Origin of the sequence: Tunturiibacter gelidiferens, from assembly GCF_051013345.1 — a bacterium.
In the GTDB taxonomy this organism is placed as follows: Bacteria; Acidobacteriota; Terriglobia; order Terriglobales; family Acidobacteriaceae; genus Edaphobacter; species Edaphobacter gelidiferens_A.
The window spans coordinates 4,492,967-4,516,719 of the sequence record NZ_CP132939.1 but is presented as its reverse complement, the minus strand read 5'-3'; the positions used below and the strand labels follow the sequence as shown (position 1 = coordinate 4,516,719).

Here is a 23,753-nt window from a genome sequence, read left to right as displayed (position 1 = left end):
ATCACCCCATCGCATGATTGCGCGCCTCGCTGGGTGCGGTCTCATACAACCGTCCCCAGGCCCGCCTCAATTGCCGCGTCGATCCAAACCCCGCTCGCTGTGCCACCTGCTCCATGTCCAGACACGTCTGAGTAATCAGTTCACGAGCCAACGCCACCCGCAGACCGTTTTTATAGTCCGTAATGCTCATTCCCGCATACTCCTGAAATAGTCGCGTGATATGCCTGCTGCTTGCGCCCCCAATCCTCGCCAGCGCGCGTAATGTCCAGTCCTTGGTTGGGTCGGCCGTAATTGCGTCCTGTACCTGGTGAACCGCCGGGTGAATATGGTTGCGCCCCTCCAGCCACGGCGAAAGCTGCGGATCCGATCCACTGCGGCGCAGATACACCACCATGTACCGTGCAATGAATACTGCCAGCGCGAGATCCGTAAGCTGCGCCACAATATGCAGCATTAGGTCCACTCCTGCCGTCACACCCGCGCTCGAGTAGCGCTCTCTATCCTCCACAAACAGCCGGTTCTCCAGCACTTTTGCCTTCGGAGCGATTGCCGCAAGCTCCGCGCAGGAGCTGTGATGCGTCGTGCAGGTATACCCGTCCAAGAGCCCTGCCTTACCCGCCAACAACGCACCAGAACAAATCGATACCACCTTGTGCCCCGGCCGGACCACCGTCCGCAGCCACTTCACAACGGCTGCATCCCGGTCCCCAACTTGCCTGGGAGCGACCTGAATGCCCGGCATCATCATGTAGTCCACGTCGCCGGAAAGCACTACCATAGCGCCGTCCGGCAGAGTCTTCGGCAAAGGTTCAATCTCCGCGAGAGTGATCCCGATTGAGCTGACTATAGAGGCCTCCGGACCGACGTAGCGCACCTCGAACCGAATCTTTTGTTGCTCCCTGTTCGCCACGCGCAGCACCTCCAACGGACCCGCCGCATCAAGCAGCAGCGTCCGCTGAAGAAGCAGGACATATACGGTAATAGGCTTCATCTTCTTATCTGAACCTCAAGCAGCCAGCTCTCGCTTCGCACCCTCCAGAGCCTCTTCCACCGTAACGATGCGTGCGAATCGATCCTCCAACACCAGTTCCGTGCGTTCCTTGATCTCCTGCGGACTCCACACACGCCCACGCCGGTCCGTCATGGCAAATGTCAAGGTGGCCTCCGTTACATAGTCCACGTTATAACCGATGTCAGAAGCATGCCGTGTCGTCGTCTCGCAACACTGTTCCGTGCGGACACCGGACACAATCAGCCTACGAATGCCATTCTGCACCAGCCATACATCCAGTCCGCTACCAACGAGAGCGCTGTGGCGATGCTTGTAGAAGATTGCGTCGGGTGCAATCGATAGGCCGGTAATGGCCTTGACATGTCCCGAGGACAGGGAGAAGACCCCTTCCTCTTCAACGTGGAAGATCTGAACTACTGGAATTCCTTGAGCCCTTGCGCCGTCGATCAATTGCTGAAGTCGCCCGATCGACCTCTCCGCTTCGTTACTGTCCCAATCGGGCCGGTGACGAAAGGATTCCTGCGCATCAATGACAAGTATTACGGTATTGGAATCAAACATCGAAGCTCCCTTTTTGAGACGATTGTTTCGTCGTCAATGAGTCAATCCTAGACGGCATCCTCATGCACTGAAAGACATCATAAAGCTTAAGACAGGACTAAAAAGGACATCGCTATGCTGATCGGACCATGCAAACAAGCTATCCTCTACACTCGCGCCAGCGGAGATCCTGCACGTTACTCAACTATTGAATAATCGCCAAGTCAGTGCGCCGGGCTAAACCGGCATGAAGCAGGGAATGCAAGAGTCCTACGAGAAAGGAGTAGCGAACCACTCGGCCCCGAGTTTTGCGTTGGGCACCGCGAGGTGTAAGGCGAAGCGTAAACAGGGGTACTGGCGGGCTGGGTATTGAGCTCCGAAAAGATGCAATCAGGACGCCGACGTTTTTGACTTGGTGGAAGGCAACACGGCGGGGGCGATATCGCGAGTCCCTTGTCGGTCCTGCGTAGTCGAAGACCCCAGACACGTCCGGAAGCTTGATGCACGAGAACCGGGAGACCTCGAATGCTCCTGCTGGCAACAGCGGCAGGACGGTGGGTGAAGGCTCAGGCCGCAATGCCCGCGTGTACGCATCCGAGGAGTCGGACAGCGGCGTATTACCGATGAATCATTCGAACAAAGTCGAGCAGTCGATGGCGGAGAGTGAGGAGGGAAGGCCGCTGATCAAGGAGAACACTCATCAGGCCAGCACGCTCCCGACACAGAGCGGGGCACGCGTGTCACAAGGACTGGCGGGTGTGCGGAAAGCAGCAAGGGAACACAAGGAGATGAAGTTCACCGCCCTGCTCCACCATGTCACGGTCGATCTACTCAGGGACAGTTTTGGCTCTCTGAAGCGCAAAGCCGCCCCTGGAGTGGACGGGGTGACATGGCAGGAGTATGAGGCCGGGCTGGAGGATCGAGTCGTTGATCTGCACAGCCGGTTGCATCACGGAGCATACCGTGCGCTGCCATCGAGAAGGGTATTCATCGAGAAAGGCGACGGACGGAAACGTCCGCTCGGGATCGCCGCCCTGGAGGACAAGATCGTCCAGCACGCGGTGAGCACCATCCTCAACCAGATTTATGAGGAGGACTTCCTCGGCTTCTCGTATGGATTTCGCCCGAGGCGCAGCCAGCATCAAGCGCTGGATGCGCTGTCCTATGCGCTCGTGAAGAGAAAGGTGAACTATGTGCTTGATGCCGATATCCAGGGCTTCTTCGATAATCTCGACAAAGCATGGATGATCAAGTTCGTTGAGCATCGCGTCGCCGACCGCCGCATCCTGCGCCTGATCCAGAAATGGCTCAAGGCCGGGGTGATGGAGGAAGGCAAATGGTCGGACACGGAGACGGGTACTCCGCAGGGTTCGGTGATCTCGCCGCTCCTTGCCAACATCTATCTCCACTATGTGTTCGATCTCTGGGTGGATGTCTGGCGCAAGAAGTATGCGCGAGGTGAGGTGATCGTCATCCGGTATGCGGACGATATCGTCCTCGGCTTCCAGTGGGGAACCGACGCAGACCGTTTTCGCAGAAGCGTGGGAGAACGGCTGGGGAAGTTCGGACTGGAACTGCACCCGGACAAGACGCGCCGGATCGAGTTCGGGCGGTATGCCGAGCCGAACCGGAAACGAAGAGGGGAAGGCAAGCCGGAGACCTTCGACTTCCTTGGCTTCACGCATATCAGCGGGAAGAACGGAAACGGGTCTTTTGCTGTGCGGCGCATGACAATCCGCAAGCGGATGCGAAAGAAGCTGCAGGATATCAAGCAGCAACTACGCATACGGATGCGGCCGCCACCGCGCGAGGCACTTATGTTGACTCCGGTGGTTTGCAGATTCGAGCGCAGGTCTTTCCTCACGGATACGAGGGCCGGGGCGAGGCCGAAGAGAAGAGTGACCAGCAGCGAGAGGGTAACGGCGAAGAGAGCGTGAACAACCAAGTGGGTGCCGGCGGCGCTTGTGAGATATCGCTGATCACCCTTCTCGCGGCAGCCGGTGCAAGTCGACCGCCTCCGAGGTCCTCAATTGTCCGCATCGCGGAAGCGACGCGACCCATGGCCACGCCGGTGGGATCGGCCGCTACTGCGGAGATTAGTCTCGAGTCGCTGTCCTGGGCTTCAAGTTGCAGTTCTCCCCAACGCGGCATGATCTTAGCGTGTAGTCCGAGGGTGTGGCCGAAGCTCTCGGCCGAAGCCAAAGTCTGGTCCGTAGACTGACCGTTGACATATAGAACTCGGGCAACGGCGAGGACAAGGTCGGCACGCTCCTCCAAGGTCATATGAGTCCCCTACGGTCCGAATTACATCACGCCTAGATTTTCTCTACAACGTAGATCCCGAGAGCTTTAGTCGGCGGAGACCAAACGTTTAGAATTCTTAGCAAACGATTCTTAAGTTGTTCTACTTTCCGGCGGCAGCGGCTACATACGGCTTGACCATCTTTGTCGGATCGACCACGCGATCGAACTCTTCCTCGGTGACAAAGCCGAGCTTCAGCGCCGCGGCCTTCAGCGTGAGGTCGTTGTCCATCGCATAATGCGCAATTTTGGATGCCTTGTCGTAACCGATGACCGGCGAGAGCGCGGTGACCAGCATCAAGGAGCGGTCCACGTATTCCTTGATCTTCTTCAGGTTGGGCTTTGTGCCTTCGATGAGGAATTTTCGGAAGTTGGTGCAACCATCTGTCAGGATCGTGATTGAATGGGTGATATTGAAGATGATCAGCGGCTTGTAAACGTTCATTTCCAAATAGCCGCCTGCACCACCGAATCCTGCGGCAACGTCATTGGCCATCACCTGTACGGCAATCATCGTGAGCGCTTCAGCCTGTGTTGGGTTCACTTTGCCGGGCATAATCGAGGGGCCGGGTTCGTTTTCCGGGATCAACAGTTCAGCAAAGCCTGCGCGTGGGCCGCAGGACATGAGCCGGATGTCGTTTGCGATCTTGTAGAGCGACACCGCCAGGGTACGTAGACAGCCAGAAAGTTGCACCAGCGCATCATGGGCGCCTTGCACCGCAAACTTGTTCGGCGCGGTGACGAAAGGTAGACCGGTCAGCTGGGCGATTTCCGCCGCAACCGCCTCCGCGAATCCGGGGGCTGAATTGATCCCGGTGCCGACCGCCGTGCCTCCCAGCGCGAGGCGATACACACTCTTCAACGCATCCTCGATCCGTTCGACATTGTCGACGAGCATGCCTGCATAACCCGACCACTCCTGACCGAGCGTCAGTGGTGTGGCATCCTGCATGTGCGTGCGACCAATCTTGATGATATCTTTCCACTCCTCAGCCTTCGCGTTGAGCGCATCGTGCAATTGCTGAATTGCGGGAAGCAGCCGCTGCTTGACATTGACGGCCGCCGCAATGTGCATGGCTGATGGAAACGAATCGTTGGACGATTGCGACATGTTCACGTGGTCGTTGGGATGAACCGGAATCTTGCTCCCCAGCGGCGTGCCCTCCAATTGGCAGCAGCGGTTCGATATAACCTCGTTCACGTTCATATTGAATTGCGTGCCGCTGCCCGTCATCCAAACATGGAGCGGAAACATATCCTGATGTTGGCCGGCAAGAATTTCGTCACACACGCGGACGATCAACGAGTGGCGTTCATTATCCAGGTGCTGGCCGGCATGATTCGCATTGGCCGCGCCTTTTTTCAGGGCGGCGTATGCGGCGATCATCTCCCTTGGAATGAGGTCCGTTCCGATGCTGAAGTGCTCAAGCGAGCGTTGCGTCTGCGCTCCCCAGAGCTTTGTGGCGGGGACTGACACGTCGCCCATGGAGTCCTTCTCTACTCTCATGTCTGCCTTGTTCATAGCCATTCCTCCTTGCCTATTCTGTCGATTTTGGTTTCTCCGTTAACTGGCTACTGTCCCGATGCTCTTCAGACAATCTGTCCGCTAGACGCTCCCTCGATGGGTGTCTTGTTTGAGTTCGTACGGAACGTAAACTGGTTCCCAGATATTCGTATCGAGTTCACGGTCTAGCTCTTCTTCGTTGGCGACCTGTGCTTGTCCATCCTGAATCGCCTGTCTTCCCACGGCATCCCCAATTAGGCGACCGAGCCTCCGCGCATCAGAAATTGGTGGAAGAAGGCTTGCGTGTTTATCCTTCTGGGTAGGGAGTTGGCGAACCAGCTCCTCGGCTGCGGCCTTGACCATCGTGTCGGTCACACGTTTGGCTTTGGAGGCAATGATTCCAAGAGCGAGTCCGGGGAAGATATACGAATTATTGGTCTGGGTAACAGCAATCTTTTTCCGCCAACGTTGACCGGCTGGAATGGACTGCCCGTTCCGACCAATGCTCTTCCTTCCGTCCAATCCATCAAGTCCTGAGCAGTCGCTTCGCTGCGCGAGGTGGGGTTGGAAAGCGGGAAGATGACTGGACGGTCCGAATACTTGGCCATCTCCCGAACTACCTGTTCGGTGAAGGCTCCGGGTTGGCCAGAGACCCCGATGAGGACAGAGGGCTTTGCATGGCGGATAACGTCGAGCAGAGTAATCTCTCCATTCGGTTGCTTCCAGCCTTGCACCTCTTGTTCTTTGCGCGCATAGGGGAGTTGCTCAGGCCGTACATCTTTGCCATTTTCCGTGATTAGACCATAGCGATCGATCGCATAAAAGTGACCGCGCGCTTGCTCTTCCGTGAGACCGCTGTCCTGTATGAACTGCGCCAGCAGATTGGTAATACCGATACCCGCACTTCCGAAGCCGACCATCGCGATCTTTTGTTGCTCGAGTGGCACGCCGGTTACTTTGATTGCAGAGATCAAGGTTGCGGCCGCCACAGCCGCCGTGCCCTGAATGTCATCGTTGAACGTGCATAACTGGTCTCTATAGCGGGCCAGGAGTCGGGCGGCGTTGGAGCCGGCAAAATCCTCCCATTGCAAAAGGACATGCGGCCAGCGCTTCTTCACGCTGTTCACAAAAACATCTACGAAATCGTCATAGTCTTTGCCGCGAACCCGCTTCTGCCGCCATCCGATGTAGAGCGGGTTCTTCAGCCGGTCTTCATTATCCGTTCCAACATCGAGCAGTATTGGAAGACAGTTCTCCGGATGAATTCCGCCGAGTGCAGTGTAAAGAGCCATCTTTCCAATTGGGATGCCCATGCCTCCCGCACCTTGATCGCCGAGTCCCAGGATTCGCTCCCCATCGCTGACAACGATGCATTTCACATCGTCATAGCGTGAATGACTCAGTATCTGATCGATGCGCTCCTTATTCGGATAACTGAGGAACAAGCCGCGCGGCTTTCTCCATATCTCGCTGAAGCGCTGGCAGCCCTCACCCACTGTCGGCGTGTAAACCAGAGGGAGCATCTCCTCGATATTGCGAGCCAGGAGCGAATAAAATACCGTTTCGTTCGTGTCCTGCAAGCCGCGGAGAAAGCTATATTTACTGAAGGAGTTAGGTTGATCTCGCAGAGCTTCGAGCCGGCGTTCGATCTGCTCATCAAGACTTCCTACATGTGGTGGCAATAAGCCGTGCAGGTCAAATACGTCGCGCTCGTGATCGGTGAAGGCCGTTCCCTTATTGAGACGTGGCGAATTGACCAAGTCAAATCCAGAAAGAGAGATCCGAAGGCTCTTTCCGTCAGCTGTCGGTTGCAATTGCTCATTCATTTTCATACCTCCGAGATTCGCTTTGAATTGTCAGCGCATAAGACTCGTTTTGGCAAGATTCGATCGCTTCATCACTGCCTCCGCTCAACACAGCGTGAAGATTACCGCTTCCTAGAAAGAACCTTAGCGCCGGCGACAAATGCAGCCCCTTCACATCTCACGTCTAGGCATTCGATCTATTTAGATTTCCGAATGACTTCGGTTAGCCCACTAGGGAAGTCGCCCGCTACCCGCATATCGTTCCTCCCTGTTCATCACGTTTGCACATAACTCCCGGATGGTCGGCTATACGGAAGTAACGCGGTAATTTCCGGTTTGCCCGTCATCCGACCTCAAACCCACAAACTTGAAGTCTTTCACAACGTTCAATGAGTTCTATAAAAAGGGATGTCAAGAAAAAAGTTTCTCCCTCGACCGGACGCCGAGAAGATTTTTGTCTCGAGATCCAGCCCACTGCCTGTGAGTGTGCCCCTCGATTCACTCGAGAGGGTTCGTCGGGGCTTGTTTGCCATTTCCGCGGCTTTCATCTTCCGGTGGTGACGACGCCAATCGGGTCTTAAAACTTGGCAAGCGGACATGGTATTTGGAATGTCAACCATGGTTCTATTAGAGGCTCGTGGCTGTAGTTTTGAAAGTTATCTGTCGTAGTCGTTCAGAATTATTTGTCGTATTCGGCGTTAGCCAGGGCCGATGACGAGGCTGTCACGGGCGGCTTCAACGACCGCAGTCGAGATGACATGAAGGTCATTCACGCTGAGAACTCGCTCGATCTGGGTGAGGAGTCGCGTCAAGAGCCTGAAGTTTCCTCCGGTCATCCGAAGGAGACTTGCTATTACTTCCGGAACGAGTTGCTCGTTCGGGAGGACAACGCCGGCAGGCGTCCATCGTTTTTCAAGCAATTCTTGGACTTGAGACGCATCGAGCGGGCGGAACTCATGTACGAACCCGATGCGCGAGTAGAACTGCGGAAAACGAGCGACCCGTTTCTCGATGCCCGGCATGCCTATGAACACCATGCCAGCCGTGCCCTCGTCAAAGATGGACCTCATCTGTTCGAGACTGTTCATCTGAAGGCGATCCGCCTCATCCACCAGGATCAGGGTCGTGGGATCCGCCACTGCCCGCTCTTTCGCTCGATATTCCTTGTAGGTATCAAAGTAGGTTGGATCCACTGATGGCCAGTCGCGTGGGGAGAGGAGCCGCATGATCCGTTGGTTTTCGATAGGGTTAGGCTTCTTGTCCAATGCCTTTCTGCATGTTGGGCAATTACCTTGCGTCGGTCCTAGATGCGCGTCACCATCCCAGACGCAGTAAGTTGGCAAATTGAAGGCTTGGAAGATCGCCGCGGAGGTAAATAGTTTAGATTTCGAATCGCACGGTAATACAGCGATTCCCAAGCTATCGAAGTCGTAACCGAGCATTTCTGCCACACCTATCAACGCGGCGCGGTCTGTAGGACCTTCAACTAGCACTACGACGTCGGCGAAGAAGCCTTCGCTCAACCATGGAGTGAGAATCGTAGCCAATCGCGCTTGGACCGATGCAGCGGTGAAATTGCCAGGAGCAGCGCCCTCGATCGTACACAGGACGCCCGCTAGTTATCTGCGAGGCCCTTCGCCGTCCCTTTCGATAGCGATAGAAGCAGCCGCGCCAAATGACGCTGACGGGTCGGGTGCTGATAAAGCTCTGGCTCTTCAATGGCCAAAATAATATTTGGTATTGAGACAGGGCTGTCTCCAGGTGTAGCAGCTTCAGCGTCAGCCCGCTTCCGTTGCGCGACCGCCAAATGTTGTAAGAGCGTCACAACGAAAGCCCGCTGCAGACCGTGGCCCGTGCCGGCGATCGAGAAGGGTTGCCCATCATCACTTAGCTGCACATCCACCTTCGGCATAGGAAACTGAACGGGCGACGTGGGCAGCCACTTCAGATGAACGCCTGCTTCCGGCGCAATCGTCTGTAGTGTGCTCGAAAGCTCTTTGGCCAGTTCGGAAAGATCTTTATCCTGGCTAGGCGCTATGCCACGCATGATGTGCGACTTCTTCAAGGACAATGGGAGAAACTAAAATATGACCGCCTACTTTTAACCATCCTCTCAATAGATCTGAGGAAGTTCTGTGGTCTCTTTCCGCTTTACATAAAAAATCCAGAATGATGTCGGAATCCAGGATGATTCTTTGAGATGTTAGCGATTGGCGGAGAGCTTCTCCCGAAGTGTTTTCCAATCCTAAACTGCAGATGATGATGAACCGTTCTGCAACCCGTGCGAGCCAGTCGAATGCTTTTCCCTCGCGCTCCGTAAAGAGATCAAGAAGCCCGCGGTACACCACGTCTCGTAGGTCGTCCGTCTTGATGATCGATGCAACTTTTCTGAGACCTGTCGTCATGAGTCTTTTTAGGTCAGGAATGTCTTCTGGCGGAGCCTTCTCATTGCAAAGCGTGATTTCTACCGCTTTGATTACATCTAGGGAACCTCTGCGTAGGCGTCTGACTTTCTGGGGTCAGGGAGTGGGCATGGAAGATGCGCGGGTTTTGGTTGGTTTGATGCTGTTGGAGGGCTAATTGGAACGCGCATCCGCCCGTTTTCCGGGGCTTCCAGGCGCACTACTGCCCAAGGACTGCCAGACGTTTGCGGTGCAGGTACAGGTTCACCAGCGCGAAGTTCGCGCACAGGCGGTGATGGTTCTTCGCGATGCCTCTGTATCTCACTTTGTCGAAGCCGAAGATGCGCTTCAGGATCCGGAACGGATGTTCTACCTTGGCCCGCACCCTCGACTTACTCCGGTTCTTCTTTTTCTGTAACTCGTCGACATAGTTTTTGAACTTCGTCCGCTTGCAGGTCATGTCCTGTGCCTTCGGAGCGGCCTCTTGGATGGCGTCGGTCTGGCCCTGATAGCCGCCGTCGCCCCACACCTTACGCTCTTGGCCGTGCAGCAGTTCCGGTAACATGTGGCAGTCCGCCACGCTGGCTGCGCTCGTCGCCACAGAGTGGACGATGCCCTCCTCGCGTCCACGCCGATATGCGCCTTCAGGCCGAAGTACCACTGGTTGCCCTTCCTGGTCTGGTGCATCGCCGGGTCGCGCTCGCCACTCGCGTTCTGGGTCGACGAAGGCGCATGCAGGATGGTCGCATCGACAATCGTGCCCGTCGCGATCCGGATGCCCCTGGCATCCAGATGCACGTTCACCGCATCCAGCATCAACCCGCCCAGCTCGTGCCTCTCCAGCAGATGACGGAACCGCAGGATGGTCGTCTCATCCGGCGCAGGCGCAATCCCAAGGTCCACGCCAACGAACCGCCGCAGCGCCGCAGACTCGTACAACGCCTCTTCCACCCCAGGGTCCGACAGATTGAACCACTGCTGCACAAAGTAAGTCCGCAGCATGATCGCCAACCCTACCGGCTGCCGTCCCTTGCCCGCCTTCGCATAGTGCGGTCGTACCAGGGCTTCCAGCGCAGACCATGGAACCACCTGCTCCATCTCGTCCAGAAACAACTCCCGCCGACTCTTCCGCCCGTACTTCTCAAACACACCCTGACTCGACAGACTCTGCTGCTTCATCGCAATCTCCTCGCAGCTATCAGATTAATCAATCAGGCAAGCGATGCAGAACTTGTGCAGACTCTCCCTAGACCGTTTGCATAGAAGAGCCCACTTAGACAATCAGTCAAGGCTGCCCAAATTGATCCATATTGCTTGTCAGCCAGCTTTGTACCTATTAACACTTCGAGCTGTTCTCGTATTAGCGTTCTTCCTTCAAGTAGGTGGGCGGCTGCTTCCAATGGAAGGGCGTTCTTTTTGTAGAGCCTTGACTCGTTAACCTCCAACCTTTATCGACAAACAGAATGTCGCCCCGCAATTGAGCATCGGAGGTGATGCCGTCAATGAAGGATTGTGGAAGCGATTTTGGGAGACCTAGATCTAAAGAAAAAGACGCAGCTATACTTTCTGAGCCCGCAGATACATTTGAGTCAAGTCGGTCAAGAAGAGTCGCATACAAAACTTCGTGACGAAGATCCGCTCCTTCGTTTGACCCGAAACCTATCAATGCCAACCTAAGACCCTTGCTTGCTGCGCCGGTAGGTTGTTCAGTGAAAACTGTGTTTTTTAGGTCGAGAATCTCTGGATTATAAAATTTCTCTAATACCGGGTAATGTTTTGCACTGAGCGCCGCTAATAGCGTAGCGCCGAGAACCACGATGCTACCGTTTGGAACATGCCGTCGGATAGCTGAACTAATGATATCTATTGCGTGTTCAGATAATTTTTGGGAAGAGCAATAAACAACTCTATCTGGGGTTGCAATCGCTGTGAGACGAAGAAGGTCAGCTTCAACTTTCGCATCTAGCATTTGATTCAACGTAACGCAGAGGATATTTGCGTGCGAACCTCGGGATCTCCCCAGCGTGCGCCCGTCCCGCCCCATGTCCCAACTTTGAGATGTTGGGACATAAGTGACACCTTCTTCCAAACTTAATACGCCTTGACAGAATTGTTCAAATCTAAAGTCGTTCTTTTCGTTCTGAAGAATAAGCTCAGCTATTGCATCGATCATAGGGCTCCTCGAAGCGAGGTTACATCATAAGGACACAGCATTGAGCAATTAAGTGTCACTGCAGAAGCGTGCCTTCTTCGGGTAGGGTTGTGGCTTCTTCTGGGGATGGCGAAAGCGACGGACCCGAACCCCGGAGAAACACTTCCCACACTCATACATACTCCAGGACCCATTGCGCCACGATGCTTCCGGGCTTCGCTCCCAAAGGATGTGCCGCGGTGCGGAACACTAGGTTCGCATGTCTCGCAAGAACTCCGAGGATGTAGTCGCACTCGAAATCAGGAGCCGATCTCTTGCTCTTGTGCAAGCGACGTATAGGATCTGTCGCTCGGAATTATATACGTCCTCTATCTCTGACGTGTCGCCCGCAAGCCGGATCCGCTCCGCGTCAGGCAAGACATCCTCGTCGCAGGCCATCACGGCGACAGCGCGAAATTCCAGACCCTTGGCCAAGTGCATCGTGCACACCGGCAGTAGATCTGGAGTGAGACTCATTTCCTCCGAAAGGCGTATGAAGCCTACATTTGCGGCCTCCGCAGCCTTTTCCCCGCGATCAAGCTGCGCTGGAGACCGCACAAAGATCGCCATCTCCTCGGGCCGCATTCCTTCCGCTCGTCGGGCATTCAGCCATTCGCCCACGAAGCGTTCTTCGTCGAACTCATCGTTCAGTCGGACGATTTCAGGAGCCGGTCCATTGAAAACGGATACGGTTCCCTTGCGATCCTCTATGGAACCATCTCGGTCGGTTACCTCTGTCGCCAGGAGCAGATCGGCAGCCTGCCGAATCTGGTGGGAAGTTCGATAGTTCACCTTCAGGTTGCTCGAACGGCCACGGACATCTACCCCCATAGACTTCCACGAGAAGGGCTGCTGGAAGATGCGTTGCCCAGTGTCGCCAGCAAAGAAGAGCGCGTTCGGTCGTCCGCCCCCAAGCGCGCCAAGACAGCGCAGTTCGGCCATGCCGATGTCTTGCGCCTCGTCCACCACGGCGAAGTCGAACGGGGAGCCGCGCCTTCTACATAATGCCCTGCCACGCGCGTGAACATCGCCGCTGTCGTCATCTCCCGCTTGACGGCGAGCGTCTGAAGCACCTTGGCGAAGACGACCCACAACATTTGTCGTTGCGGCTCGCGCAGTCTCGACCGTCGCCCAAGCCGGTTGTAATCTCGGTAAGCCTCCCAAGTGCGTAATTGCGCTGCATCAACCACTTGAGTCCATTCGGAGACGATGAACCGTTTAGGGAAGGGCATTGCAGTCTCTGTGGCGAGTGCGGCTCGGATGTACGAGAGGATTGAGTCGCTTGTCCCCACCTTCACCTCGCCGTACCGAGCGGCTAGATTGCTCGCGTAAAGACGACGTGCGACTGCTTCAAAGGGGAGAACCTCGATCTGTTCTGCAAGCCGCGGACGATTCGCAATCAGCACGCGCAGCCGGTTCTCCAAGGCATGTGCGAGCACCTCGGAGAACGTCGTCAGCAGGACACGCGCAGATGGATTGCTTTGCGCCAGGTAGACCGCCCGATGCAGCGCCACAATAGTCTTTCCGGTTCCTGCAGAGCCCGTGACGCGAGCCGGCCCGCTGAACTCTCGTTTGACAAGCGCTCTTTGTGCAGGATGCAAGAAGACGGTCCAGCTGTCACGCTGCACTCAAATGCCGGAATAGCCTATACGAGGCTATTTTCCGGCACTTAAATCCCGGAAATCGCCCGCCTGTTTGTACTTAAATCCCGGAACGAGACCGGTGCATATAAAGGGTATAACGGAATATATGCACTTAAATCCCGGACAAACTTCATCAGGAACTTTGTCCGGGTTTTATGTGCTGTAATCCGGGATTTTAGTGCAATGATAATGCACTTAAATCGCGGAAAAAGATTGAAAACAAACAGGCGTCATTCCGGGATTTGAGTGCAGTGCGACACTATGAAGAGACAGATCTGCTCCTACGATATGGTCGCTGTTCCTTCGAGCTCCTACACGGTTACGGATGGGGAAGGAGACATATACCTGTGCAACTCGCGATGTCTATGCATCTGGGCGGTGATGCTCGTGACAAAACATAATTTGCCGGAAAGCGAGCGAGACCGCTCATTTGTGGTGACTAATCCCGTTGGCAAAACGCGCAGCTTCGACAAATTGATGGATCTTGCTCAATGGGCCGCTGCCAACGCATTGGGCAAACCTGAAAGCGAGTGGTTGATGAACGGGCGCGATGTTGAATAACTGGATTTGGTGGGAGTATAGAAGCCGCGGTAAGGGTTTATCTTTATCTAACTAGAGCAAGTGGAGAGTGTGCATGATTCATCCAGGACTCGCGGCTTTAGAAAAGTGGGACACCATCGAATACGCAGCCGGCTATCGGGCACGTCTAGCTGCGATACCGGATTCAGAGGTCGCACATCACTGTTGGCGTTGTGGCTGGGAAGACGCCGATACGGAGGCTCTCGAATTGGATCGGCACAACCGTGTCCTGGCCGATGGCGGGGAAGATGATTACGCAGAGACAGGAGGCCTGCTGTTCGATGCCGGCGGCGATGCACGGGCGAATGGAGTTCCGTTCGATGAGGGCCGTACGCAACCCTGGAAAGAAGGCTGGATCGCCGCGGACATCAACGTTGGGCTGGCAGGCATTGAAGACTAACCCTTCGAAGACCGGAGTACAGCGGGCGCTGCATTGCCGATGCGGACGCGAGAAAATCCTTGCGCTCGGTCTTTGTGCAACCTGCTACACCTTGAAACGGCAGGACGACGAATATTTTGGTGGGCTGCGAGAGCAGGTCCTAGAGCGAGATGGCTATTGCTGCCGTGTTTGCGGAGCTTCGGGGCGACGCAAACGCTCCATCGTTGTTCATCATCGCGTACCAGGAAAATCCTTACTCCATCTTATGATTTCGCTTTGCCCTGGGTGTCATGCCAAAGTGGGTCGCACAAAGATCGTTCTTTCACAGATGCCACCGCTTCTGCTCGAATTGTGGCGCGAACAACACCCGCTCGGTCATGAGCAAACTGCATTAGACTTCAAAGCCAATTTCCCCATAGCTAAGAGCGCGCCTCTGTTCAGAGAAACTGCCCACGGGAACCACTTGTACGAGTAGGCGACTACACGTCCAGGTGGCAATTTTTCCAATTCTCCGCTTGCTAACAAAGTGACGACGTCCGCCGCCTCGCGCCGGACGTCGACTTCATGCTTGTAGATGAAGCGGTAGCCGAGTCTTTTCATCGCGAGTGGCGACCCCTCGATGACGAAGAATGCGAGCAGCCTAAAGGTAGCTTAGCCACCAATCTCGGCGGCGGTCTTTCAAGTGGCTAAACCATGCGCATGCTGGATATAGGACCAGAACCACGGCGATGCATACGACATAGACTATCGGCAGCGAGTAACCCCACCCGGTGAGATGACTCGTGAACACGACATCAGGGGTGATCCAAAAGCGCCAAGGGGCTTTGGTAGCGGCTGCGACGACAAGCGCCAGAGTGTGGATCAGGAAGATGTGCAGGATGTAGAAGAAGAACGGTACACGACCATACACATCAAAAAAGGCTCGAAGGCGAGGCGTCCGGGCATCCTCGGCGGCACGATCGAAAATTGAAAACAGCAGGAACACGATTCCAAGTGTGGCGAGTAGATAGTGGAGCGAGGGCGGATACTTCTGGACAGAGAAAAGGGACATCATGGTGTGAGCGGGCGTGTCTAGATGCTCGAAGTCTGGGCCGGGGTCACCGTAACTGTGGGTGAGACGCAGCAGGGCAAACGCGCCAAGGCTGACTGCACCGAGCAGGGCCGAAATGCGCTGACGTCGCTCTGGAGCTAGTGTGACAACTGCGCCGAAGCAGTAGCCGAGAGCCATAACCCCGATCCATGGGATCACCGGATAGCCATACAACGCGATGGGATGCGCATGGAAGGTGAGCCATCCGCGTTCGTGGAGGATGTACCAGGCGTCCGACCAATTCCCCAGTGCGCTGGCATGGATAGGATCGAGGAGGTTGTGGCCCAAGATCACGATGGCGCCAAAGAGACCGACAGCCGGCATGGGCAGCCATTGCAGCCCGGCCAGGGCGATCATGCAGACGCCGATGACCCAGATAACCTGGAGGATAGGCTTTCCGAAGCCGAACGACCAGCCGAAGCTTACCACGGTGATTTCGAGAAAGATGAGCCACAGTCCGCGAAGAATCAGAGAACGAGTGAGCATGGCTGCGCTTTTGCGCTGACGCTGTAGGTAGACGCTGGCACCAGCCAGCAGAATGAAGCCCGGGGCGCAGATGTGCGTCACCCACCGAGTGATGAAGAGTGCAGGCCAGGAATGGGCTGGATCAGTTGGATCGATCGCCGCACTTGAGAAATAGTCGCGCGCATGATCTAGTGCCATGAGGATCATGAGAAGACCGCGAAGGACATCGACGGATTCGACGCGATAGCTGCGGCCGGAGTATCGCGGCCGTGGTTCTGTCGCCTCTGCTGGCTTGGGATCGCGTTGTATCGCTGTTGTCATCTCAGTCGGCTCCTTTCAAAGACGTATTGTTGCGACTAGACAAAATGGGCCTGCTCTAAGCGCATGCATGATTGGCGACGCTAATCCGCGCACGCTTCTATGAGTTTGGGCGCGGGAGTGACGGACCGGTTCATAAGGACGAGCCCTGCAATAACGATGGCTACGCCAACGTATGCCAGTGGCGCTATCGGTTCATGCGCTACGAGCCCCCAGAAGATTCCCCAGACCGGCAGCAGATAGGTGACCGCAACAACATGTGTGGCGGGGATGTGAGCGAGCAGGCTGTAGTAGAGGAAGTATGCGATGCCGCTGCCTGCGAATCCGAGAACGAGGATCGCCAGAATCGGTGCGAGGTGGAAGGCTGTTGGATGAGGGCCAAGAGCGGCTATCGGCACAAGCATGAGGGCCGCGAGTGTGAGTTGCGTTACCGCGAGGCCTATAGGGTCGAGGCCTTGCAGCTTAGCTTTGGCAATAACAGTGGCGACTGCGTAGCCGAGTGCCGCCAGTACGATCACAATGATGCCGAGAACCGGGTTGCCGCGCTGTGTGGTTTCCCCTGTGGTTGACGCACGACTATAGACAACGATCGCTACGCCAGCAAAGCCGACGATGACGCCGAGGATGGTGTAGAGCGAGGCGCGTGTGCGATGCACTGCCAGCGAGAGAAGTAGTGTCCAGATAGGCGTGGTGGCGTTGAGAACGGCGGCAGTGCTGCTGGGCACGGTCTGTTCTCCCCAGGCGAAGAAGCTGAACGGGATGGCATTGTTGGTAAGCGCCACAAGAAATAACCAAAGAAACAGCTTGCGCGGTGGGAGCTTATATCCACCAATAAGCAGGATTGCCCAGAGGAGCAGTGCACCGAATGAGGCGCGGAGCATCCCGACCCAGATGGGTGGAAATGCCGATGCCGCGACGCGGATCATGAGGAAGGAGATCCCCCATACGGCGGACAACAGGAGAAGCTGCAATGCGTAGCGCGTCTTCATATCTTCCACGATGGCAGCAGACATCCATCGCGTCTAATGAATTGTTATAATAGGATGCATCGGAATATTCGATGGGACAACTTCTGGATTTACGACAAGTACGGACATTTGCCGAGGTCGCGCGGGCGCGCAGTTTTACGAAGGCCGCGGTACAGCTTCACTATGCGCAGTCAAGTGTGACGGCACAGGTGCATGCCCTGGAAACAGACCTCGGACTGCCGCTCTTTAACCGGTTGGGACGGCAGGTGGAGTTGACTGAGGCTGGGCGACAGTTTCTGGTTTATGCCGAAAAAATGATATGCCTAGCGGAAGAGGCGCGACTTTCGATACAGAAGATTGGTGACGTTGCGGGGCCGCTCGTAGTAAGCGCATCGGAGAGTTTGCTTACATACAGACTGCCGGAGTTGCTGCAGATGTTTCAATCGACGTACCCCGATGTGCAGCTGATGCTACACACTGGGGCTAGCGCTTCGACAGCGCCGCTCGAACCGGGCGTTGATCTTGCGATCACGATCGACGAGCCCGTGGAGGTGCCGCAGCTTTTGGTGCAGAAGATCCGCAAAGAACGCATGGTGGCAGTCGCCTCTGCCGAACACGGAATGAGCGAACTGAAGAAAATTTCTGCGGCAGAGATTTCAGAACAGCAGCTTCTGTTGACCGAGGGAACCTGTAGCTATCGCGCGCTGTTTGAACGTACGCTGGTGCAGAACGGTGGTCGCGTAAACAAGCTGCTGGAGTTTGCTAGCGTAGAGGCGCTGAAGCAGTGTGCTGTTGCGCGCATGGGTGTGGCCGTTCTGCCCGAATTTGTGGTGGCAAATGAGTTAAAGCAGGGCACGCTGATTGCCTTACCCTGGCCACAGACGCGAATGCACGTTTATACCCAGCTCATTCGGCACAGAGACAAGTGGTTATCTCCTGCCATGGATGCGTTCTGCACAATGGCGATAAAGCTGTTGCGCGAAACATCGAAGTAAAGTCTTGATCTAAGCTGAAGCTACCGAGTTTACTTCCCAGGAAGGTTCGTAGCTTTAGGTAGGTAATTCAGTTACCCAACGACCCAACACTGACGCAGTTGGCGGTATAACCGGCTATTCGGACAGCCGCACTCGTCTACGGCAAATGGACGAGTAGCCGACTATACAGACAAGTGGCTTTGAAGTGGGTGTTTCCCCCGGGCCGCCTCGATCCGCCGACTGGGTTCTACGGAGTGCCAACTGAGAGTTGCCGAAAACACCGTTTCTAGGGAGCTACCCCCTTGTTAACAACTTAACAACCAGCTTCGTGCAGCCTCACTGCGGACCAGACGACTTGTCCCTATTGAACCTGCCGCTTGCTGTCTACAACCCGGACGATGTTGAACGTTTGGAGTCGTCTCACGTTGAACAAATCAGACGTTCCGGCCGCCTCGGGAGAGGTTGCTGCGTGGGCGGGGTATGTGTGGGGGCGAATCGAGATCAGAGGTGCAGAGCGGCCAGCTTCCTGTGCAGCATCGCAATCCAGTCAGCTTCGGCGCTGGGTTCCATACGCAGTGCAATGGAGGCATTCCGGGAGCGACGGTACAGAAAACTCGCTTAAGGTTCGCGATTGGCCAGGCTGGGCTGTCATTCGGGCGAAGATTTGGCATAGGGAAGAGCCCGTTTGCGGCAAGTTCAAGGTCGAAGTTTCTCATAACCCGTTTTCAGGGAACTTCGGGACTCCACTTGTCCGATAAGCCAACTACTCGGCCAAGTGGACACTTTCGATGGTTCGATGGGTGACTCGGCGATTTGGCATCAACTGAGGTTTGTTGCGCGGTCGGATGGTCGGCCTTTCAGAAGTTGCCACTAGGATGTGTAGTCGGCATTGCCGCTATGAACCGGCTTTTACAGCGGGCGCAATGTTCACGGACTATTGCTGCCAGCCTCCGCCGAGTGCCCTATAAAGTTGCACGAGGTTCTGGTATTCGGTGCCGCGCGCCTGGGCAAGAGTGAGTTCAGCGTCAAAGAGTGACCGTTGCCCGTCCAAGACTTCGAGATAGGTGGTGGTGCCGCCTCGGTAACGCATGATGGAGAGGCGGACCGACTCCGCCAAGTCTCCTACGGTCTGCTCCTGGCGAACTCGCACCTGATGAGATTTCTGATATCCGATCAGGGCATCGGACACATCTCCGAAGGCGTGCTGGATGGCCTCCTTGTAAGCAATCAAAGCCTGTTGGTGCTGCGATTCGGCCAGATGCAGGTTTCCCCGCAGTGCACCCCCTGTGAAAATGGGCTGGCTCACCTGGGCGCCGTAGGACCAAATTCCGAGTTGCGAGCTCATCAGGCCTGAGAATGCGCTGCTCCGTCCGAAGGCGCCGCCGCCGGAACCTGTCAGCGAGATTTGTGGAAAGAACTCAGCCTTGGCGACGCCAATTTCGGCATTCGCAGCAACGAGCGTTTGCTCGGCTTCCCGAATATCGGGTCGTCGCTCGAGCAGCGAGGAAGGCACCCCTGGGGGCACCTCGGGAGGAAGCGCCTGTCCTTCGAGTGGCCGTCCACGCGGCACGCCTTGCGGATAATTGCCGAGGAGTATGCTGATGGCATCTTCCTCCTGGCCAATCTGTCTCTCTATATCCGGGATCGTCGCATTTGCGGTGTCGAGCACTTGTTGGGACTGAAGCACATCTAGCTTTGTGGCGACGCCGTGGTCAAGTCTGAACGAAGTCAGCTTGACGGAATCTTGCTGTGTCGTAACCGTATCTCGCGTGATTTGGAGTTCGAGATCAAGCTGCAGAAGCGTGAAGTAGTCACTCGCCACGTCGCTTACCAGCGTTAATATCACCGTCTGCCGCGCATCCTCTGTTGCAAGGAGTTCGGCGCGTGACGCCTCGGTCGCGCGGCGCAGCTTTCCGAAGAAGTCCAACTGGAACGCTGCGTCGGCCGAGAGAGTCAGAAAATTGTAGTTGGTTTGGAAGGTACCTTCTTTTCCACCAATGAAATTCCCGTTGCCCTGGACCTGCGGGAATAGACTGGAACGCGTGACGGCAAGCTGCGCGCGCGCGGCAATGATACGCTCCGTCGCAAGTTGCAAGTCGTAGTTTTGCTTCAGCGCCGTACGAACGAGCTCTTGCAGTTGCGGATCCTGGAAGACTTGCCACCAGCGAAGATCGGCGTAGGAGGCTGCCTGTGCTTGGGCCTGCGCGTTTTCGCTCAGGTCGCGGTACACAGTGGGGGTTTGGACAACGGGCCTATGGTAGTTCGGGCCGACCATGCACCCGCTGATCAGACTCGATGCCAGCATCACTGTAACTAATACCCGCGACCTTTTCATAAAATCGCTCCGGCGTTCGTTCATGAGTTGGTAGCGCATCTCAGTCTCCCGGCGACGGCTCTGGCGAGGCCGGCACTGGAGCAGGGGCATGCTCCTTGCCAGCACCTGACCATTTCTCGACGAGATAAAAGATCGCTGGGATAAGAAAAATTCCAATCGCGCTCGCAGCGAGCATGCCGCCGATCACAGCAGTCCCCATAATTTGGCGAGCCACCGAACCGGCACCGGTCGCAATCCATAGCGGCACGCAGCCGAGAATAAACGCGAACGAGGTCATTAAGATCGGCCGCAGACGAAGCCGGGCGCCTTCCAGGGCCGCATCCGCCAGAGGCTTACCCTGTTCGTACTGTTCCTTGGCGAACTCGACGATCAGAATCGCGTTCTTGGCGGCCAGACCGATGAGCATCACTAACCCAATTTGCGAGTACACATCGGTCTCGATCTGAACCGTGTAAGTCGGATAGAAGGCGCTGAGCACAACGCGGCGCAGCCACAACACCGCAAAGGCACCGAATACCGCGACCGGCGTACTCAACAACACGCTGAAAGGTAATGACCAGCTTTCATAGAGGGCCGCCAGGATTAGAAACACGAACAACAGCGAGAAGCCGAATATCACCGACGCCGGAACTCCTTGCCGTGCCTTCTGCTCTTGATAAGACATGCCCATATAATCAAAGCCCATTTCGCCAGGCATCGTCTGCTTGAAGACATCCTCCAGGGCCGCTGTCGCCTGATCTGAGCTATAGCCCGGCGCAGCGCCGCCGTTGATTTGCGCTGAGCGATACTCGTTGTAGCGCATTGTGAATTCCGGGCCGGAACGCGACTCAAACTTCGTCAGCGCGGTGAGCGGCACCATTTCCCCTGTATTGTTGCGCACGTAGAACTGGCCTACGTTGGTCAGATCGGACCGGTAAGGAGCTTCCGATTCCACATACACCTGCCAGGTACGGCCGAAATTGTTGTAGTAGTTGATGAACAGCCCGCCCATGAAAGCCTGAATGGTCTGGTAAACATCGGTGAGGGCCACGCCCTGCTTCAGAACCTTGTCCCGATCCACCTGCACGAATTGTTGCGGCGCGCTTGGTATGAACGTCGTGCTGAGCGCGCCAATTTCGGGGCGTTTACGAGCCGCCGCCATGAACTTCTGCAGGTTTTCTGTCAGAAACTGGACGTCCCGTCCGGCACGGTCTTCCAGCACGAACTGAAATCCGCCGGAAGTGCCGACTCCGGGGATGGCTGGCGGGGAGAAGCTGAAAACGGTCCCTTGCGGAAGCTTGCTCAACTGCTGGTTCACGCGCGCCTTGATTTCCTGATACTGTTCCGCTCTGGTTTCGCGATCACTCCATGGCTTCAGAGTGACGAAAAAGAAGGCGTTGTAACTTGTCTGGACAAAGCTCAGCAAGCTGAAGCCAATAACGCTGGTCGTGTATTGGACGCCTGGGGTATTGGCGAGGATCTGCTCAACCTGTCTTCCCGCTTCGCTGGTGCGCTCCAGCGAAGCCGCATCCGGAAGCTGCATGTTGATGTAGAAATAGCCCTGGTCCTCATCGGGCAGGAAGCTGGATGGCAGCCGGCTGCCCAAGAAAAGTCCGGCAAGCCCGAAGGCCGCAAGCAACACCAGCACCACGGCGCTTTTTCGAATAAGCACGCCGGATAGACGGACGTAGCCGTGCGTGACGCGTTCGAAGATGCGATTGAACCCGTCAAAGAACTTTCGCAGCGGCCCATGGCTCTCCTGCTTTGGCCGAAGCATAAGTGAGGCCAGCGCGGGGCTCAGCGTGAGCGCGTTAAACGCCGAGAGGATTACGGAGATCGCGATGGTCACGGCGAACTGCTGGTAGAGCCGCCCCGTGATGCCGGGGATAAAGGCTGTAGGTACGAATACCGCAGACAGCACCAGGGCGATACCGACGACCGGGCCCGAGAGCTCGTCCATCGCTTTTCGCGCTGCATCCTTGGGAGCAAGACCCTCCTCAATGTGGCGTTGTACGCCTTCGACGACGACAATGGCATCGTCCACCACCAGGCCGACGGCCAGCACCAACCCGAACATCGAAAGAGTATTGAGGGAGAAGCCGAAGGCCGGGTAGAGTAAAAAGGTGCCCACCAGCGAGACGGGCACGGCCACCATGGGGATCAGCGTAGCGCGCCAGTCTTGCAGGAACAGGAAGACGACAAGGATGACCAGCGCGATCGCGATTAGAAGAGTTTCGACGATCTCCTTCATGCCTTCTGTAACTGCTTTTGTCTGGTCAAGCGATATGGAGTAATCCATGTCCTGCGGGAAGTGCTGCTTCATCTGGGCCATCAGCTTTTGGACGCCTGCGGCCGTTTCTACCGCATTGGAACCGGGCAACTGGTAAACCGCGAGTACCGCGGCGGGCTTACCATTCAAGCGGCCTTCAAGGTTGTAAGCCTGCGCGCCCAGTTCGATCCGGGCGATGTCTTTCACTCGGACGATTCCGCCATCCGGAGTTTCACGGACGACGACGTTTCCAAATTGTTCCGGCGACGTCAACCGCCCTTGAGCGAGAACGGCGTACGTGAATTGCTGGTTTGCAGGAGCCGGCTCGCCGCCCACCTGACCAGCCGGATTCACCGTGTTCTGCGCCTGGATGGCGTTGACGATGTCCGTGACGGTGATGCCCAGCTTCGCCAATTGGTCCGGCTTTACCCACAGCCTCATGGCATATTGCCCCGCGCCGAAAATCTGCGTCTGGCCGACACCGTACAAGCGTGCGACGGGATCATTGAGGTTGATGTAGGCATAGTTGGCCAGGAACGTCGCATCGTAAGTGCCGTGCGGCGAGGATACGGCGATCAGCATAAGCGGCGCGGTCGTCGACTTTTTGAGGGCGATCCCATAGGCGTTAACTTCGGGCGGAAGCTGACCGGTGGCCAGTTGCTCGCGTGATTGGGTGAGAAGCAGGTCTGAGTTTGGGTCCGTTTTGAGATCAAAATCAACAAATATAGTCGTCTGCGTATTGGCCGTGGCGTTTAGCGAATACATATAGGTCATGTTGTCCACGCCGTTGATCTGCTCCTCGATCGGCGTGTCCACGGCTTGCTCGAGGGCCAGCGCGTCCGCACCCGTGTACGTGGCCTGCAATCGGATCTCCGGCGGGGCGATGTTAGGGAACTGCGCTACGGGCAGGCTCGCAATGGTGACCGCGCCGACTATCACCATAAGAATCGCGATCACAATCGCCACGATCGGACGGTTAATGAAGAATTTTGACATATG

The 23,753-nt window shown here is 56.1% G+C and carries 18 protein-coding genes and 2 pseudogenes; 4 read left to right on the top strand and 16 right to left on the bottom strand.

Features of this window, described 5'->3' with window-relative positions:
* Position 1: 1 nt before the first annotated feature.
* Together RBB80_RS22560 and RBB80_RS22555 are read right to left on the bottom strand one after the other, a co-directional pair.
* Positions 2–991, bottom strand: coding sequence for a GlxA family transcriptional regulator (locus RBB80_RS22560; protein ID WP_433964595.1), 990 nt, complete (start codon positions 989–991; stop codon positions 2–4).
* A gap of 15 nt (positions 992–1,006) precedes the next feature.
* Positions 1,007–1,573: an isochorismatase family protein gene (locus tag RBB80_RS22555; protein WP_433964594.1), complete on the bottom strand. Its 567-nt coding sequence runs from the start codon at positions 1,571–1,573 to the stop codon at positions 1,007–1,009.
* A 479-nt stretch (positions 1,574–2,052) separates the two neighbouring features.
* Between RBB80_RS22555 and ltrA the strand changes: the two genes are divergently transcribed.
* Positions 2,053–3,489 carry a group II intron reverse transcriptase/maturase gene (gene ltrA / locus RBB80_RS22550; protein ID WP_433964593.1) on the top strand — a complete coding sequence of 479 codons (1,437 nt, stop codon included), beginning with the start codon at positions 2,053–2,055 and terminating at the stop codon, positions 3,487–3,489.
* Between the two features lie 467 nt (positions 3,490–3,956).
* Here the strand turns inward: ltrA and fumC are convergent, their stop codons facing one another.
* The 10 genes and pseudogenes from fumC to RBB80_RS22500 all read right to left on the bottom strand — a co-directional run bounded on the left by fumC (position 3,957) and on the right by RBB80_RS22500 (position 13,356).
* Positions 3,957–5,375, bottom strand: coding sequence for a class II fumarate hydratase (gene fumC / locus RBB80_RS22545; protein ID WP_433964592.1), 1,419 nt, complete (start codon positions 5,373–5,375; stop codon positions 3,957–3,959).
* Between the two features lie 84 nt (positions 5,376–5,459).
* Positions 5,460–7,183, bottom strand: a pseudogene (locus RBB80_RS22540) (NAD-dependent malic enzyme).
* A 677-nt stretch (positions 7,184–7,860) separates the two neighbouring features.
* A complete protein-coding gene (locus RBB80_RS22535; RefSeq protein WP_433969819.1) occupies positions 7,861–8,388 on the bottom strand; it encodes an AAA family ATPase in 528 nt (175 codons plus the stop codon).
* Between the two features lie 99 nt (positions 8,389–8,487).
* Positions 8,488–8,685: pseudogene (locus RBB80_RS22530) on the bottom strand (TOPRIM nucleotidyl transferase/hydrolase domain-containing protein); the annotation flags it as partial.
* Positions 8,686–8,777: 92 nt separating this feature from the next.
* Positions 8,778–9,209, bottom strand: coding sequence for an AAA family ATPase (locus RBB80_RS22525; protein ID WP_433964591.1), 432 nt, complete (start codon positions 9,207–9,209; stop codon positions 8,778–8,780).
* Positions 9,190–9,567: a hypothetical protein gene (locus RBB80_RS22520; RefSeq protein WP_433964590.1), complete on the bottom strand. Its 378-nt coding sequence runs from the start codon at positions 9,565–9,567 to the stop codon at positions 9,190–9,192. The genes RBB80_RS22525 and RBB80_RS22520 overlap by 20 nt, the downstream gene beginning before the upstream one ends.
* 217 nt (positions 9,568–9,784) lie before the next feature.
* Positions 9,785–10,743 (bottom strand): IS5 family transposase gene (locus tag RBB80_RS22515; RefSeq protein ID WP_433964472.1). Its coding sequence is split into 2 segments (ribosomal slippage): positions 9,785–10,188 and positions 10,188–10,743, totalling 960 coding nucleotides; the frame shifts between segments, so codons are not numbered across the junction.
* Between the two features lie 181 nt (positions 10,744–10,924).
* Positions 10,925–11,737, bottom strand: a complete 813-nt coding sequence (locus RBB80_RS22510) for a hypothetical protein (RefSeq protein WP_433964589.1) — start codon at positions 11,735–11,737, stop codon at positions 10,925–10,927.
* 228 nt (positions 11,738–11,965) lie between these two features.
* Positions 11,966–12,586, bottom strand: a complete 621-nt coding sequence (locus tag RBB80_RS22505; RefSeq protein WP_433964588.1) for a 3'-5' exonuclease — start codon at positions 12,584–12,586, stop codon at positions 11,966–11,968.
* Positions 12,577–13,356, bottom strand: a complete 780-nt coding sequence (locus RBB80_RS22500) for a UvrD-helicase domain-containing protein (RefSeq protein ID WP_433964587.1) — start codon at positions 13,354–13,356, stop codon at positions 12,577–12,579. Before RBB80_RS22500 ends, RBB80_RS22505 begins: the two co-directional genes overlap by 10 nt.
* Before the next feature lie 429 nt (positions 13,357–13,785).
* Here RBB80_RS22500 and RBB80_RS22495 point away from each other — a divergent pair, with 429 nt between their 5' ends.
* Both RBB80_RS22495 and RBB80_RS22490 read left to right on the top strand, forming a co-directional pair.
* The gene (locus tag RBB80_RS22495) at positions 13,786–13,959 is read left to right on the top strand and encodes a hypothetical protein (protein ID WP_433964586.1); all 174 of its coding nucleotides are present in this window, start codon (positions 13,786–13,788) and stop codon (positions 13,957–13,959) included.
* 73 nt (positions 13,960–14,032) lie between these two features.
* The gene (locus RBB80_RS22490; protein ID WP_433964585.1) at positions 14,033–14,377 is read left to right on the top strand and encodes a hypothetical protein; all 345 of its coding nucleotides are present in this window, start codon (positions 14,033–14,035) and stop codon (positions 14,375–14,377) included.
* A gap of 619 nt (positions 14,378–14,996) precedes the next feature.
* Here RBB80_RS22490 and RBB80_RS22485 read toward each other — a convergent pair.
* Both RBB80_RS22485 and RBB80_RS22480 read right to left on the bottom strand, forming a co-directional pair.
* The gene (locus RBB80_RS22485) at positions 14,997–16,232 is read right to left on the bottom strand and encodes a DUF1624 domain-containing protein (protein ID WP_433964584.1); all 1,236 of its coding nucleotides are present in this window, start codon (positions 16,230–16,232) and stop codon (positions 14,997–14,999) included.
* Positions 16,233–16,312: 80 nt separating this feature from the next.
* Positions 16,313–17,218, bottom strand: a complete 906-nt coding sequence (locus RBB80_RS22480; RefSeq protein ID WP_433964583.1) for a DMT family transporter — start codon at positions 17,216–17,218, stop codon at positions 16,313–16,315.
* A gap of 71 nt (positions 17,219–17,289) precedes the next feature.
* Here RBB80_RS22480 and RBB80_RS22475 point away from each other — a divergent pair, with 71 nt between their 5' ends.
* Positions 17,290–18,192, top strand: coding sequence for a LysR family transcriptional regulator (locus RBB80_RS22475; RefSeq protein ID WP_433964582.1), 903 nt, complete (start codon positions 17,290–17,292; stop codon positions 18,190–18,192).
* A 913-nt stretch (positions 18,193–19,105) separates the two neighbouring features.
* Here the strand turns inward: RBB80_RS22475 and RBB80_RS22470 are convergent.
* The gene (locus RBB80_RS22470; RefSeq protein ID WP_433964581.1) at positions 19,106–20,506 is read right to left on the bottom strand and encodes an efflux transporter outer membrane subunit; all 1,401 of its coding nucleotides are present in this window, start codon (positions 20,504–20,506) and stop codon (positions 19,106–19,108) included.
* A 40-nt stretch (positions 20,507–20,546) separates the two neighbouring features.
* Positions 20,547–23,750, bottom strand: a complete 3,204-nt coding sequence (locus RBB80_RS22465) for an efflux RND transporter permease subunit (RefSeq protein ID WP_433964580.1) — start codon at positions 23,748–23,750, stop codon at positions 20,547–20,549.
* Positions 23,751–23,753 lie beyond the last annotated feature (3 nt).